Below are 14,757 nucleotides of genomic sequence, written 5' to 3'. Positions count from 1 at the left end.
CTATGGCAATCACCGAAGTCGGTGTCTACGCGCACCTGAGTCCCGCCGATATCGAGGCCCTCGGGCGCGAACTCGACGCGATCCGCCGCGACATCGAGGACCGGCGCGGCACGCGGGACGCGCTCTACATCCGGCGCACGATCGCCTTTCAGCGGGCACTGGACGCTGCCTCCCGGCTGGTCCTCGGGCTGAGCCGGGGCAAGATCGGCTGGACGCTGGGGACCGCCGGGCTGGCGGTGGCCAAGAGCATCGAGAACATGGAGCTCGGCCACAATGTCGGCCACGGCCAATGGGATTGGATGAACGATCCGGAAATCCATTCCAGCACTTGGGAATGGGATATGGCCGGGGTGTCGGCACAGTGGCGCTACTCCCACAACTTCCGCCATCACGTGTACACGAACGTGCTCGGCATGGACGACGATGTCGGCTTCGGCGTGATGCGCGTGACCCGCGATCAGCCGTGGCGGCCGCGGCTGCTGCTGCAACCGCTGCAGAACCTGTTGCTGGCGGCCACCTTCGAGTGGGGGATCGCCCTGCACGACCTGTACTCCGAACGCGACCGCGCGGCCACGGCCCAGGGAAAGGCCGCGCAGACCAAGGCGCTGATCAAGAAGATCGTCCGGCAGGCCGGTAAGGATTACGTGCTGTTCCCCGCCCTGAGCGGGCGGCGCTGGCGTCGCACGCTGGCCGCCGACGCGACGGCCAACACGCTGCGCAACCTCTGGGCCTACCTGGTGATCTTCTGCGGCCACTTCCCCGACGGCGCGGAGAAATTCACGCCCGCGGTCCTCGAGCACGAGACCAAGGCCGAATGGTATCTGCGGCAGATGCTGGGCACCGCCAACTTCGACGCCGGACCGGTGCTGGCGTTCCTGAGCGGCAACCTGTGCCACCAGATCGAACACCATCTCTTCCCGGACCTGCCCAGCAACCGCTACGCCGAGATCGCCCAGCGCGTGCGGGCCCTGTGCGACAAATACGACCTGCCGTACACCACCGGCCCGCTGCTGCGCCAATACCTGCTGACCCTGCGCACGATTCACAAGCTGGCCCTGCCGGACGGTCTGCTGACCGCGACCGCCGACGACGCACCCGAAACGGCCTCGGAGCGAAAATTCCAGGGCTACAACGCATTCGGTGACGAAGCCGCCGCCGGTCCGGCCCGTCAGGGGCTGCGCTCGGCGCTGCGCACGATGGTGAGCGCATGAACACGATCGACATCTCCTACGCGCACATGTCCCGGCTCAGCGACGACTACGGCATCGTCGAGCACGCCAGGCTCGCCGAACCCCGCGCCGAGAACGGTTACTGCGTCGACGATGTCGCGCGCGCCCTCGTCGTCGCCGTCCGCGAGCCCGAGCCGACCCGGCAGCTGCTCGATCTCACCCGGGTGTATTTCGACTTCGTCGTCGATGCGGTCGCTCCGGATGGGCGCTGCCACAACCGATGCGGGGCGGACCGGGCCTGGCAGGACGAGCCGAGCGTCGAGGACCACTGGGGCCGTGCGCTGTGGGCACTCGGCACCGTCGCCGCCCGCAGGCCCGATCTGGCCGCGACGGCGCTGGCGCGGTTCATGATCGGTGCGCAGCGGCGGTCGGTGTCGGCCCGCGCGATGGCCTTCGCCGCGGTGGGCGCGTCCGAGATCCTGCGCGCATTTCCGGACGACCGCCGCGCGCGTGAGGTATTGATCGACGCCGCCGAGGTGATCGGCCCGCCGACCCGCCGGCTCGACTGGCGGTGGCCCGAACCGCGGCTGCACTACGCCAACGCCGTACTCGCCGAGGCGCTGCTCGCGGTCGGCGCGCTACCCGGCCGGGAACGCACGCGCGCCGACGGGCTGGCGATGCTGCGCTGGCTGCTCGAGACCGAGACGCGCGGCGACCACCTGTCCGTCACGCCGATCGACGGCTGGGAGACGGGGGAGCCGCGCCCCGGCTTCGACCAGCAGCCCATCGAGGTGGCCACCCTGGCCGATGCGTGCGCCCGCGCGTATCGCGACACCGGCGAGCGCCGATGGGCGGACGCGATCATGTTGTGCGAGGCCTGGTTTCGCGGCATCAACGATATCGGCACCCCGTTGCTCGACCCGGACAGCAACGGCTGCTCCGACGGGCTGGAGCCCACCGGCAGCAACGAGAACCAGGGCGCCGAAGCGACACTCGCGCTGATCTCCACCCAGCAGCAGGCTCGGCAACTGGCCCGCGAGCTGTGGGGGCGAACGTGACCGGGGGTCGGCGGCCGGTCTCGCCCCATCGGCTGCGGCTCGAACTGAATCCCGCCGGGACCGGAGATGCCGACGGGGTCTGGTGGCCGCACAGCCGCGACCTCGCCGCGGAACTCACCGACCTGCTCGCGGCGCTCAGACCGGGCTTCGGCCCGATTCGGTGCGTGCACTACCACGTCGACGAATGGTCCAACGCACCAAGGGAAATGGACAGCGGCGGGCATCCGCTCCGGCTCGAGGGCTACCGGCACATGCCCGCCCGCACCCTCGACATCCTCGGAGCCGCCCCCGACGCCACGCTGACGCTCCGGCTCATCACCCCGGTCGCCGACGCCGACATGGTCGCGGCCCAGCCGCGCTGGGATTCCGAACGCGAGGCCGGAGCCTACGCCGGTGCGTGGCTCAGGGCCCGCCATCGGGCGGCAGAGCGGGCCAACGAGAGGTCCGACTCGGATCGGCGAGTGCGCTGATCGGCGGCTCGTCGGGGTGCGACGCGACCGCATTTCCGGTGTCCCGGAGCGATTTCCGGTGCTGCGACGGGGCCCCGCGCCCCGGCGGGGGGCGCGCGGAGGGTGAGCGGTTTGCGCGGGCCCGGGCGGCTTGGGGGGGGGGCGCCGCGACCGAATTGCCGGTGGCCCGGTGCTTTTTCGGGGGCGGCGCCGCCCCCGGGCGCCCGGCCGGGGACCGATCGAAGGATCAGCGATTGCCGCGGACCGGGACGCATTCGAGCTGGGACGGGTCGTAGTAGCGGGCCCGGGCTCGCTCGCATTCCTCGAGGTTCGGGTACGGGCCGGGGTCGAAGCCCTGGCGATTGCCCGAGCCGGACGCGATATCTCCGGCTCCGGCTATGGGGACCGGTGCGATCAGTGTGGCGGGATCGCGTGGCGGCGGTTCGACCGCCAGGCCGTTCGCTGCCGCCACGCCGGTCGCCGCCGCGGACCAGAACGCCACTGCGGCAAGGGAATACGCCATCGCGGTACGGATTCGCATCATGAGATCTCCTCTGGGATTTCGCCTCGCGGGCACTGCGCGGCCGAGAGTAGGCAGGGGCGCGCGGGACCGGTCCCGGGAAGGGTGCCCCCATCGGATGCGGCCGGGTGCGCATCGTGTTGGTCAGTCGCCGGGGAGCTGGGCCTCGATACCGTCCAGGACGATCTTCAGTCCGAGGGCGAACGACGCGTCGAAATCGGAGAATTCGAGCTGCGCGTGGGCGGACAGCGTCGGATAGCGATCGGCCTGGCTGTCGATATGGGACTGGGCGTCGCGGCGCAGCTCGGTCTCGTCGTCGGCGTCGCGAACCGTTGCGCGCCAGACGTTCTCGGAAGCGACGAATCCGTTGACGTAGGAACTCAGCGCGCCCACCGCGGCCAGCAGCGCCGGTCCGCGGAGCCCGGTCCGCGCGACGGTGGCGTAGAAGCGCTCGGACCGCGCGAGCGCGTGCGGGCCGAGCAGCGGGCGGTCGGCGGTCAGGGTGAGGATCCAGGGATGGCGGCGCATGACCGCCCGGCTCTGTGACAGCTGCTCGGCGAGGTAGGCACGCCAGGAGTCCGGGGTGTCGGGGGCATCCGGGTCGATCTCGGCGATCGCGGCGTCCACGGCCAGGTCGAGCACGTCGTCTCTGGTGTCGACGTAGGAGTAGAGCGACATCGTGCCCGCGTTCAGGCGGGCGGCCAAGCGGCGCATGGAGAATCCGTCCACGCCCTCGGCGTCCAGCAGCTCCACCGCGGCCGCGACGATCCGTTCCCGGGACAGCCGGGGCTTGCGGTCGGGCTGGTCGCGCAGCCAGAGGGCTCGGGACGGCCGGGGCATCGGTCCTGCTCCTTCCGTGCACTGTACGGAAAATCGTACGGCTAGCTTAGCGGTGTCGGCTCGCCGGAAGCCCGGAGTGAGGAAGGAGACCTCGGCGATGAACGAAGAGGAATGGCTGCGTGACTACGCACTGCTGGCCCTGCGGCTCGATCGGGAAGTGACCCGCGGCGCCGGGGGGACCGTGCTCGTCTACCAGGGGCCGACGGAGTGGAGTCGGCAGGTCGCCACCGAGGAACCGGTCCCGGCAGGACGCCTGGCGGACGACGCCGACCGGCTGCTGGACGAGCTGCCCTTCGATCCGCGTCGCTCGCGTTATGTGGCGGCGCAGCTGCGGGCCATGCGCGCGGTGGCGCGACGGCACGGCGGCGCGGAGTTCGCGCTGCCCGACTACGCGCGCGAATGCCTGGGAATGGCCGCGGGCTGGGTGCCGGAGTCGCAGTTCGAGCACGCGCACGAGCGGCTCGACACCGCGTTGCCGACCGGGCGCGGCGCGCTCGCCGAGCGGCTGCATGCCTGGCAGGCGGCGCACACGCTGGCCGCGGACCGTGTGCAGCGGCGGCTTCCGGCGATCCTGGACAAGGCGATCGCCGAATGCCGCGCCCGCACCGATGCCACCGTCGTCTCGTTGCCCGCGAACGAGGTCGTCGGTTGCCGCCTGGTGTCGGGCACGCACTTCTGGGGTGCCGGGGCCTACGACGGCGGGCTGAGGTCGACCCTACACGTCAATACGAGCATCCCGTTCAACCTGGCGGACCTGCTGTATCTGGTTGCGCACGAATGTCATCCGGGGCACATCGCCGAGTCGATGCTGAAGGAGATCCATCTCGTGGACGGGCAGGGCCGCCGCGAACAACAGGTGCGGTTCATGCTGTCTCCGGCCTTCGCCCTCGGCGAGGGCCTGGGCCTGCACGCCGAATCGGTCATCTTCCCGGGTGCCGAGGCGCAGGAGTGGCTGACAACGAATATCCTTGCCGCCGAAGGTATTCCGCGCGACTACAGCGATTTCGCCACCATCCACGACGTCAAGAACACGCTGTGGGGTGTCTGGGGCAATGCGGCTCTGCTGGCGGCCGAGGGCCGCCCCGACGCCGAGTTGGCGGCGTATCTCATGCGCTGGGCGCTCTACGACGAGGGCGAGGTGGCCGCGATGCTCCAGTCGCTGCGGGCTCCCGGCATGGGCGTGTACGTGCTCGGCTATTACCACGGCTGGCGGATCCTGCGCTCCTGGCTAGACTCCACCGATCGGCACGCGCGGGTACGCCGCCTGCTGACCGAACAGGTGCTCCCCGCCGATATCGAGGCCGATATCTGTTGACCGGAACCGGCGGCGGCCACGCCCCTGCGGAAATCGGCCAACCGCCGGTGCCGGGAAGCCCGATCGACACGCCCGAACCGCCCATTGATAGCTGAATAATTGCCCAACCGCGCCGAAGATAACCCGCTATCAGCGATCATCGGCGGCATGCCCGACGACTCATGGTGTGTGCGCTCGGTACACAGCGCCGCGGTACTGCTGGAGCTGGCCGATAACCGACCGATGTCCAGATCCGCGGCACTGGCGGGCACCGGATTGGGGGACAGCGATCTGGACGACGTCGACGCCGAGATCGACCTGGCCCAGGAATTCCTGATCGCGCAGAACATCCTCACCGCGGCCGGAGACGAGGCGGGCCTGGGCCTGCTGGCGGGCATCGCGATCCACCTGTCGATGCTGGGCCACCTGGGCATCGCGCTGAGCAGCTGTGCCACGGTGCGGGAGATGGCCGGGCTCTGGGCGCGCTACTCCGAGCTGTCCTTCGCCTACACCCGCGTGTCGGTCATCGACTCGGGCTCGCAGGTGCTGGTGACACTGGACGAGTCCGCCGTGCCCGCCCCGGTGCGCCGGTTCGCGCTCGAGCGGGACCTGGCACTGCTGCGCACGGTGCAGCGGGAACTGCTGAACTGGGACGTCCCCGTCCAGCGCCTGGAGGTATCGCTGCCCTACGCGCCGGTCTACGAGGCGGTCGGGACGCTGCTGGGCATCAGAACCATCGTCTTCGGCAAGCCCGCCACCGTGCTGATCCTGAACGCGTCCGACCTGGATCGCCCGATGCCGCAGGCGAATACGATCCTGCGGCGGCAGTACGAGCGGCTGTGCGCCGAGACGATCGAACGCCGCCGCGCCCGGATCGGCCTGTCGGGACAGGTGCGCGCCCTGCTGCTGCGCCACGGCCGGGTCCTGGATCAGGCGACGATCGCCGCCGAGCTGCACATGAGCGTCCGCACCCTGCGCCGGCGACTCGCCGAGGAGGGCACCACATTTCGCGATCTGGTGTGCGAGACGACCTGCGCCCTGGCCAAGGACCTGCTGGCCGCGGGCTTCACCATCGACACGGTCGCCGGTCGGCTCGGCTATGCCAGCACCTCGGCGTTCACCGCGGCATTCCGCGATCGCAACGGGCAGACCCCCGGGCAGTTCGCCCGCACGAACCGGCGACCGTGAGGTGGTACGCGGGATGGACGGCCCTCAGCGCGGTGGTTCGCTCATATTGCGGTTCATCAGCGGGATCTGGATGCTGATCGGCATGCGCAGTTCGGCCGCGTAGTAGAGGGTGAACTGGCGCAGGAATTCGTCGAACAGCCAATAGGCTTCCTGGGCGGGTGGGACGGCGCCGAGCACGCCCTCGCGCACGGCGATGAACGGCCCCCAGCTCACCTGCAGCAGCGGGCTCCACACCGGTTCCCTGGGTATGGCGAGCCAGTCGGCGATCTTGTCGCCGAGTACGAAGCGGGTGAAGGCGCCCAGGATGGGCTTGCTGAGCAGGGTGAGGTCGAGGTTCGCGCCCAGGCGCAGGAGCCGGTCGGCCAGGTTGACACCCTCCGGGGTGGGCGCCAGCACCGGATCCAGGACCTGTGTGGCCTGCGCGTCGGCCTCGGTCCACGAGTTGGGGATGTATTCGTCCCGGATGCCGAGCAGGTGCGCGCACAGCTGCCAAATGTGGAGGTAGCCTTCGGATTCCGCGGTCGGAATGGGCACCCTCCACGCGGTCAGGTTCCGCATGATGGTGGTGGACAGGCTGTGCCAGGTGACCATCATGTCGTGCTGGCTGATAGGGACGTCCTCGTCGGCGATGTAGGACCAGTGCGGTGACGAGGGCAGCAGGTGGCGCACCCCGGAATGCGCCAGCCTGGTTTTCACGCAGGTCACGATCATCTCGCCGTCGGGGGCGTAGGCGTTCGGGGTTCCGATGTCGTAGCCGAGTTTCGCGGTCTTGGCGATGCGGTCCTTCAGATCGTGGCCGCCCTTGGAGTAGTAGACCGCCCGTGCCTCCTTCGGGATGACCGTGCTCATCATGCCGCTGGCCATCGCGTAGAGAATGCCCAGGTAGGTGCCCCGCTTCTCGTTGAACTCCACCGCGGCGGCCAGTTTGGCGCGATCGGTCCACGGCGGAAGCTGCCTGGCGGACTCCACGAAGTCGCGCACGTCCGCCGGGAGTCCGGCGGGCAGGGGCTGACTGTTCTTGGTCCAGGTTTTCAGCAGGTCGTTGACCCGGGGCGCGTCGCCCCGATCGAGCACCGACGCCACCAGTCGGTCGGATTCGGGGTCCCACACCCCCATCGGGTCGGCTCCGGGGCCGCTACCCGCCACCGAACCCTCCGGTGACCAGTCCCACGGCTGTGCCCGGGCGGGCGATGTCACCGCCAGTGCCCCAACGGCCCCCAGCAACCCTCCGGCCTTCAACACGTGCCGCCTGTTGAATCCATCCATGTCGCTACTCCTATCGAGTCCCGCCGCCACGATGCAAGCGAGAATTGTGAGTAACTTAACACCCCTATAGGGGTGGCGTCCGGGCTTTCGCGAGATTCACGATGCGGCCGATATGGTTGATCAATAGCTCATCGAAGCCAGCTGGAGCGAAGGATCTTGATTGGGAACTCGCGATAACTTAGAGAGGTCGGCGCCTGGTAGCGCCAGGCCCGGCGCGGCGTTCCTCCGGACTCGGTGGGCCAGCGTGATCGCGTCCGACGGCATCGCCCGCATGATTCGAGCGCGATAATCGGCAGATGCGATCGCAGCCACGGGGCCGGGGGAGTCGATGACGGCCGCTGTCGTGATGCTGGTCGTGGCGGCGGCGCTGGTTGTCGGCGGGGGACTGTTGTGGTTGCGGACGCGGCGGGTGGTGACGACACCGGCGGAGCGCGCCGTGCACGTGGCGCTGCACACCGCCTCGCAGGCCGCTGTCCCGTTGCGCCGGGGACTGACCGAGGAGGCGGCGCGCGAGGCCGCGCCGTTCCTGCGGGCGCTCACGGGGGCCGACGCGCTGGGCATCACCGATGCGGCCGGTGCCCTGCTGGCGTGGGACGGATCGCACGCCGACCTGCGGGCCACGTTCGCCGACGCGGCGGAGCGGGCTGTCGGCGGCGAACGGGCGGTGCTGGTCACGAGTCCCGACGCGGGCGAGCACGCGGGCCGGACCGTGATCGCGCAACCGCTGGTCATCGAGAGCACGGGCGTCGCGGGCGTGCTGGGCGTGGTGACGGCCGGAAAGCCGGGGCCGGGTCAGCTGGGCGCGGTGGCCGACGTGGTGCGGTACGCCTGCGGCCAGCTCGAACTGGCGGAACTCGATGCGTCGCGGGCACGGCTGGATCGCGCGGAGGTGCGGGCCTTGCGCGCGCAGATCAGCCCGCACTTCATCTACAACGCACTCAACACGATCGCGTCGTTCGTGCGCACCGACCCGGACCGCGCCCGCGACCTCATCCTCGAATTCGCCGATTTCACCCGCTACTCGTTCCGGGCGGCCGGTGAGTTCACGGTGCTGGCCGACGAATTGGGCAATATCGAACGGTATCTCGCGCTGGAGCAGGCCCGCTTCGGCGACGCGCTGCAGGTGCGGCTGCAGATCGCGCCCGAGACCCTCGGCGTGGCGCTGCCCTTCCTCACCTTGCAGCCCCTGGTGGAGAACGCGGTCCGGCACGGCCTGCGGGAGCGGACCGGCGGCGGCACCGTCAGCATCGTCGCGGCCGACGCGGGCACCGACTGCGTGATCAGTGTCGAGGACGACGGCGTGGGCATGGATCCCGACCTGCTGCGGTCGGGGGTTCTCGACGCGGTCCACACGACGGGATCGCGCGAATCCGCACACGTCGGGCTGGCCAACGTCGACGACCGGCTGCGCGCCGCCTTCGGCAACGACTACGGGCTCATCGTCGACACCGCCCCGGGTGCGGGCACCAAGGTCAGCCTGCGCGTCCCCAAATTTCGCGCGGGGATCCGGGCCTGATCGGCCTCGGCTTAGGATGTGCTCGTTGTGACACAGGACATCGGTACGGCGGGTGGCGCGCTGCGCGTGCTCGCGGTGGATGACGAGAAACCGGCTCTCGACGAGTTGGTCTATCTGCTGCGCGAGCAACCCGAGATCGGCGAGCTGTACGGTGCGAGCGATGCGACGACCGCCCTGCGGCTGCTGCGCGCGCACGATATCGACGCGGTGTTCCTGGACATCAACATGCCCGGATTGGACGGTATCGAGCTGGCCGGAATCCTGTCGGAGTTCGCCGTTCCCCCCGCCGTGGTGTTCGTGACCGCACACGACGACCGCGCCGTCTCGGCATTCGATCTCGGCGCGGTGGATTACCTGCTGAAACCCCTACGCCGACAGCGGCTTTCCGAGGCGGTACGCCGGATCGTCGCGGCATCCGGTGCACCGTCGCCGGTGCGCGACGACGCGGACGAGGTGATCCCCGTCGAACTCGGCGGAGTGACGACGATGGTGCACCGGTCGCAGGTGGGCTGGGTCGAGGCGGACGGCGACTACGCGCGCCTGCATACCCGGACGGGCTCGCATCTGGTTCGAATCCCCTTGTCGGCGCTGGAATCCCGGTGGCGCGAGGCCGGGTTCCTCCGGGTGCACCGGTCATATCTGGTGGCCTTACGGCTGGTGACGGGACTGCGGACGGTCGGCAACGCCACGCTCGTATGCCTGCGGGCCGACGGCGATTCGGCCGCCGTGGAGCTGCCCGTCAGCCGGCGCCAGGCCCGGGAACTCAAGCAGCGCCTGGTGCACGGGCCGCGACAGACCTGGACGCACCGGTGACCGGACCGCAGCGCCGACCGGTGCGCCGCCGGGTGGTCCTCGCCGACCGCCGGGGCGCGCGCCGGGTGCACACCCGGGTCGAGGTCGCCGAGCACACCGAGATCGGGGCCGCGCTCATCGGCGGGCTCATCCGCGCCCAGCTGGGTCTGGCGTTGCGGATGGGCCTGATCGCCGTGGCGGTGCTGGGTGTGCTGCCCGCGCTGTTCACCATCGATGCCGTGGCGTCGGCGGCCGTGCTCGGTATCCGGCTGCCGTGGTTGCTGCTCGGCGGCATGGCGTGCCCCCTGCTGTTCGCCGTCGGCAGGCTGTTCATCCGCCTGGCCGAGCGCAACGAGAACGACTTCCTGGACCTGACGGAGGACTGACGTGGGCCGCGGCATCGGAGCGGGCAGCGCTCGCACGCTGACCGGACGCAGTGCCGTGGACCCGGACGGCGGAATCCGGTGAACACGGCCACGCCGGTGCTCACCGTGGCCGCGCTGATCGTGGCGGCGGTGGCGACGGTGGCGATCGGCGCCTACGGGGTGCGGCTGGCCCGCACCACCTCCGACTTCCTGGTGGCCTCGCGCAGTGTCGGCCCGCGCTGGAACGCGGCGGCGATCTCCGGCGAATATCTTTCGGCCGCTTCGTTTCTCGGTGTCGCGGGCCTGATCGCGAAGTTCGGCGCCGACGCCCTGTGGTACCCGGTCGGGTTCACCGCCGGATATCTCGCCCTGCTGCTGTTCGTGGCCGCGCCGCTGCGGCGTTCCGGCGCCTACACGGTGCCCGACTTCGCCGAATTCCGGCTCGGCTCGGTGCGCTTGCGCAGGCTGGCCGCGCTCGTGGTGGTGCTCATCTGCGCCGTCTATCTGATTCCGCAGTTCCAGGGCGCGGGACTGACACTGCGCATCCTGCTGGGCGTGCCCGGCTGGGTGGGTGCGGTGGCGGTGGCGGCGATCGTCGCCGCCAACGTCGCGGGCGGCGGGATGCGGTCGATCACCCTCGTGCAGGCGTTCCAGTACTGGCTCAAGCTGACCGCGGTGGCGCTGCCCGCGCTGGTGCTGCTCGGGCATTTCTTCGCCGACGACCGCCCGCTCGGCGCGCCGGCGCCGCCGGTGGTCACCGAACGCACCACGGTGGACATCACCACCGACGTCGTGGTGCAGATCGAGGCGGCCCAGACCTTCTCGGTCAGCGGAACGCTCGACGGCCGCGCGGTGGACGGCCCGGTGCGACTCGACGCGGGAACGCACGAGTTCGCCGCCGGGACCCGGCTCGCGGTGGACGCGGGCGGCGCCGTTCCGGTGGTCGCGGGTGCACCCGCCGACGGCGCCACCTGGCTCGAGCCGGGGCGCGGGTTCGGCGGGAAGTACGCTCTGTACCAAGTGTATTCGCTCATGGTCGCGACCTTCCTCGGAACGATGGGCCTGCCGCACGTGCTGGTGCGCTTCTACACCAACCCCGACGGCCGCAGCGCCCGCAACACCGCCGTCGCGGTCATCGGGCTGGTGGGTGTCTTCTACCTGTTCCCCGTCCTGCTGGGAGTGTTCGCGCGGCTGTACGTGCCGCAACTGCTGATCACCGGGACCTCCGACGCGGCGGTGGTGCTGCTGCCGGGGGCGGTGCTGTCGAGTCTGCCGGGGCAGTTGCTGGCGGCGCTGGTCGCGGCCGGTGCGATGGCCGCGTTCCTGTCCACCTCGTCGGGCCTGCTGGTCAGCATCGCCGGGGTGCTCAGCACCGATGTGCTGCGCGGGCGGGTCCGCGATTTCCGGCTGGCCGCGCTGGGCGGCGCGGCCGTACCGCTCGCATTGTCCGTGGTCGTCGCCTCGCTGGACCTGTCCCGCACGGTGGGGCTGGCCTTCTCGGTGGCCGCCTCGACGCTGTGCCCGCTGCTGGCCCTCGGCATCTGGTGGCGCCGGCTCACCGCGGCGGGTGCGATGGCGGGGCTGATCGTCGGAGGTCTCGCGGCGGGCGGCGCCACTGCGGTCTCCGTGGCGGGCGGCCTCTCGTCCGAGGTCGCCGGTGGCTGGCCCGCGGCCGTGATCGGGTATCCGGCGGCGGTCACCGTGCCGCTGGCCTTCGCGACGATGATCCTGGTGAGCCTGGCGACGCGGGGGCAGGATGCGGGCGTGGTCGGACGAATCTTCGTGCGGATGCACGCACCCGAACGCCTCGGCATGGGGATCGATCGGGAGCGGGCGCTTCGCCCGCGGTGAAGGATCGGTCCCCCGCGACCGTTCGCCGCGGTGGATCGACCGCTCACCGCAGGATCGGCCCGCTTCACCGAGTGACCACCGCCACAGTGCTGTAGTCGATCTCGTCGCTCGTTAGCGTCGACGCACAGGTAACGCTCATCACACGCTAGGACGCCCGATGACCGACGTCGATACTGCCGCCGCGGCGCCGCGGCGGACACCGACCCCCGCGGAGTTCCAGGCCGTGCAGGACAGCCCGGAATTCAAGGAACTTCGAAACCGGTTGCGGCGCTTCGTTTTCCCGATGACCGTGCTGTTCCTGCTCTGGTATCTGGTCTACGTGCTGCTCGGCGCCTACGCCCACGACTTCATGGCCACCGAGGTATTCGGTGATATCAATACCGGATTACTGCTCGGGCTGGCCCAGTTCGTCTCGACCTTCGCGATCACCGGGCTGTACGTCCGGTTCGCCGGAAACCAGCTCGACCCGCGCGCGGCCGCCATCCGCGAGCAGCTCGAAGGAGAGCAGGCGTGAACCAGAACTACGCCGCTGCCGCCGCGGTGGGCAACCCGGCCGCGAATATCGCGATCTTCTGCGCGTTCGTCGCGGTCACCATGGTCGTGGTGATCCGGGCCAGCCGCAACACCCGCACCGCCGCCGACTACTTCACCGGCGGGCGCGGCTTCTCCGGCCCGCAGAACGGCATCGCCATCGCGGGCGATTATCTTTCCGCCGCAAGCTTTCTCGGCATCGCCGGGGCGATCGCGGTGTACGGGTACGACGGGTTCCTGTACTCGATCGGATTCCTGGTGGCATGGCTGGTCGCGCTGCTGCTGGTCGCCGAAATGCTCAGGAACACGGGCAAATTCACCATGGCCGATGTCTTGAGCTTCCGGCTGAAGCAGGGGCCGGTTCGCACCGCCGCGGCACTGACGACGCTCGCGGTGTCGCTGTTCTATCTGCTCGCTCAGATGGCGGGCGCGGGCGGCCTGGTCGCCCTGCTGCTCGACATCTCCAGCAAGACCGGGCAATCCGTCGTGATCGCCGTGGTCGGCGTGCTCATGATCGCCTATGTACTGATCGGCGGCATGAAGGGCACCACCTGGGTGCAGATCATCAAGGCGGTGCTGCTGATCGCCGGTGCGGCGCTGATGACCGTCATGGTGCTCACCCGGTTCGGCTTCGACGTCTCCGGCATCCTGCGCTCCGCGCAGGAGTCGATCTCCGGTTCCGCGAACAAGGCGGTCGCCGCCCGGGATGTGCTCGCACCCGGCGCGCAGTACGGCGGCAGCGCCACCTCCAAGCTGAACTTCGTATCTCTCGGTCTGGCACTGGTTCTGGGCACGGCGGGTCTGCCGCACGTGCTGATGCGGTTCTACACCGTGCCGACCGCGAAGGAGGCGCGCCGATCGGTCGTGTGGGCGATCGGGCTGATCGGCGCGTTCTACCTGTTCACCCTGGTGCTCGGCTACGGTGCCGCGGCCATCGTCGGACCCGACCGGATCCTGGGCGCGGCCGGTGGGCAGAACTCCGCGGCTCCCTTGCTCGCGTTCGAACTCGGCGGGGTGGTCCTGCTCGGCGTCATCTCCGCGGTCGCGTTCGCCACCATTCTCGCGGTCGTCGCCGGTCTGACGATCACCGCCGCGACATCGTTCGCGCACGACATCTATGCCGGAGTCATCAAGCGCGGCAAGGTCGACGAGGCCAAACAGGTCCGGGTGTCGCGGATCACCGCGGTCGTGATCGGCGTGCTCGCCATCGGGCTAGGCATCCTCGCCAACGGTCAGAACATCGCGTTCCTGGTCGCGCTCGCCTTCGCGGTGGCCGCGGCGGCGAACCTGCCGACCATCCTCTACTCGCTGTTCTGGCGGCGGTTCAACACCACCGGCGCGCTGTGGAGCATGTATGGCGGACTGATCTCGACCATCGTGCTGATCGTGTTCTCTCCCGCGGTGTCGGGCTCGGCCTCCGCCATGATCCCGGGCGCCGATTTCGACTGGTTCCCGCTGTCGAATCCCGGAATCGTGTCCATCCCACTGGCATTCGCACTCGGCATCGTCGGCACCCTGCTCGGCCGTGACGACGATCCGGGCAAGGCCGCCGAGATGGAGGTCCGATCGCTCACCGGGGTGGGCGCGGAGCAGGCCGTCGCGCACTGACCACGACCACCTGAAGCCCGCATTCGCTTGCTACACAATCAGTCTGGGATAGGAGTTCGACGTGCCCGGCACAGCCATCGACCGTGAGAGCAACGACTTCGGTTCCGCGGCAGTGGAATCCGTCTCGGCGGCCCATCCGCCGTCCGCGGAGTTCGCTGCTGCTGCCAATGCTGATGCGTCTCTCTACGACCGGGCCGCTGCCGACCGGGATGCGTTCTGGGCGGAGCAGGCCCGGCGGCTGTATTGGCATCAGCCTTTCACCCGTGTCCTGGACTGGGACGACGCACCGTTCGCGCGGTGGTTCGCCGAC

General features: G+C 69.8%; 15 protein-coding genes. 12 read left to right on the top strand and 3 right to left on the bottom strand.

All coding sequences use genetic code 11. The annotated features are described in order from the left end of the window. Positions 1–2: 2 nt before the first annotated feature. From QH290_RS04175 to QH290_RS04165, 3 genes are read left to right on the top strand one after another with little or no spacing between them, the layout of a single operon-like run. The gene (locus QH290_RS04175) at positions 3–1,211 is read left to right on the top strand and encodes a fatty acid desaturase family protein (protein WP_280269251.1); all 1,209 of its coding nucleotides are present in this window, start codon (positions 3–5) and stop codon (positions 1,209–1,211) included. Next, positions 1,208–2,227, top strand: a complete 1,020-nt coding sequence (locus QH290_RS04170) for a glycosyltransferase (RefSeq protein ID WP_280382015.1) — start codon at positions 1,208–1,210, stop codon at positions 2,225–2,227. Before QH290_RS04175 ends, QH290_RS04170 begins: the two co-directional genes overlap by 4 nt. Further along, on the top strand, positions 2,224–2,697 hold the full coding sequence (locus tag QH290_RS04165) for a DUF5994 family protein (RefSeq protein WP_280269253.1): 474 nt from the start codon (positions 2,224–2,226) through the stop codon (positions 2,695–2,697). The genes QH290_RS04170 and QH290_RS04165 overlap by 4 nt, the downstream gene beginning before the upstream one ends. Before the next feature lie 226 nt (positions 2,698–2,923). On the opposite strand, the gene QH290_RS04160 is transcribed toward QH290_RS04165, so the two are convergent. Then, entirely contained in the window at positions 2,924–3,220 is a 297-nt protein-coding gene (locus QH290_RS04160) for a hypothetical protein (protein WP_280382014.1), read from the bottom strand. Between the two features lie 120 nt (positions 3,221–3,340). Beyond that, positions 3,341–4,036 (bottom strand): TetR/AcrR family transcriptional regulator, encoded by a 696-nt coding sequence (locus tag QH290_RS04155; protein WP_280269255.1) that lies wholly within the window; start codon positions 4,034–4,036, stop codon positions 3,341–3,343. Between the two features lie 97 nt (positions 4,037–4,133). On the opposite strand from QH290_RS04155, the gene QH290_RS04150 reads away from it, so the two are divergent. Both QH290_RS04150 and QH290_RS04145 read left to right on the top strand, forming a co-directional pair. Further along, a complete protein-coding gene (locus tag QH290_RS04150) occupies positions 4,134–5,351 on the top strand; it encodes a hypothetical protein (RefSeq protein WP_280382013.1) in 1,218 nt (405 codons plus the stop codon). Between the two features lie 147 nt (positions 5,352–5,498). Continuing rightward, a complete protein-coding gene (locus QH290_RS04145) occupies positions 5,499–6,518 on the top strand; it encodes an AraC family transcriptional regulator (protein WP_280269257.1) in 1,020 nt (339 codons plus the stop codon). A 24-nt stretch (positions 6,519–6,542) separates the two neighbouring features. Here QH290_RS04145 and QH290_RS04140 read toward each other — a convergent pair whose 3' ends face one another. After that, complete coding sequence (locus tag QH290_RS04140; RefSeq protein WP_280269258.1) at positions 6,543–7,784, bottom strand: oxygenase MpaB family protein; 1,242 nt, start codon at positions 7,782–7,784, stop codon at positions 6,543–6,545. Positions 7,785–8,112: 328 nt separating this feature from the next. Here QH290_RS04140 and QH290_RS04135 point away from each other — a divergent pair, with 328 nt between their 5' ends. The 7 genes from QH290_RS04135 to QH290_RS04105 form a co-directional block, all read left to right on the top strand. Continuing rightward, positions 8,113–9,300 (top strand): histidine kinase, encoded by a 1,188-nt coding sequence (locus tag QH290_RS04135; RefSeq protein WP_280382012.1) that lies wholly within the window; start codon positions 8,113–8,115, stop codon positions 9,298–9,300. A 39-nt stretch (positions 9,301–9,339) separates the two neighbouring features. Next, positions 9,340–10,113, top strand: a complete 774-nt coding sequence (locus tag QH290_RS04130) for a LytR/AlgR family response regulator transcription factor (protein WP_425301868.1) — start codon at positions 9,340–9,342, stop codon at positions 10,111–10,113. Beyond that, positions 10,110–10,478: a hypothetical protein gene (locus QH290_RS04125; protein ID WP_280382011.1), complete on the top strand. Its 369-nt coding sequence runs from the start codon at positions 10,110–10,112 to the stop codon at positions 10,476–10,478. The genes QH290_RS04130 and QH290_RS04125 overlap by 4 nt, the downstream gene beginning before the upstream one ends. A gap of 78 nt (positions 10,479–10,556) precedes the next feature. Beyond that, a complete protein-coding gene (locus QH290_RS04120; RefSeq protein WP_280382010.1) occupies positions 10,557–12,308 on the top strand; it encodes a sodium/solute symporter in 1,752 nt (583 codons plus the stop codon). Positions 12,309–12,465: 157 nt separating this feature from the next. Further along, positions 12,466–12,822: a DUF485 domain-containing protein gene (locus QH290_RS04115; RefSeq protein ID WP_280269263.1), complete on the top strand. Its 357-nt coding sequence runs from the start codon at positions 12,466–12,468 to the stop codon at positions 12,820–12,822. Continuing rightward, positions 12,819–14,447 carry a solute symporter family protein gene (locus tag QH290_RS04110; RefSeq protein ID WP_280269264.1) on the top strand — a complete coding sequence of 543 codons (1,629 nt, stop codon included), beginning with the start codon at positions 12,819–12,821 and terminating at the stop codon, positions 14,445–14,447. Before QH290_RS04115 ends, QH290_RS04110 begins: the two co-directional genes overlap by 4 nt. A gap of 112 nt (positions 14,448–14,559) precedes the next feature. After that, positions 14,560–14,757: acetyl-coenzyme A synthetase N-terminal domain-containing protein (locus QH290_RS04105; protein ID WP_280382033.1), on the top strand; the 198-nt coding region annotated here is incomplete at its 3' end.

The sequence above is a fragment of the Nocardia wallacei genome (genome assembly GCF_029869545.1).
Taxonomy (GTDB): Bacteria; Actinomycetota; Actinomycetes; order Mycobacteriales; family Mycobacteriaceae; genus Nocardia; species Nocardia wallacei_A.
The sequence above is the reverse complement of the archived record's forward strand: the minus strand, read 5'-3'. Positions and strand labels throughout refer to the sequence as shown.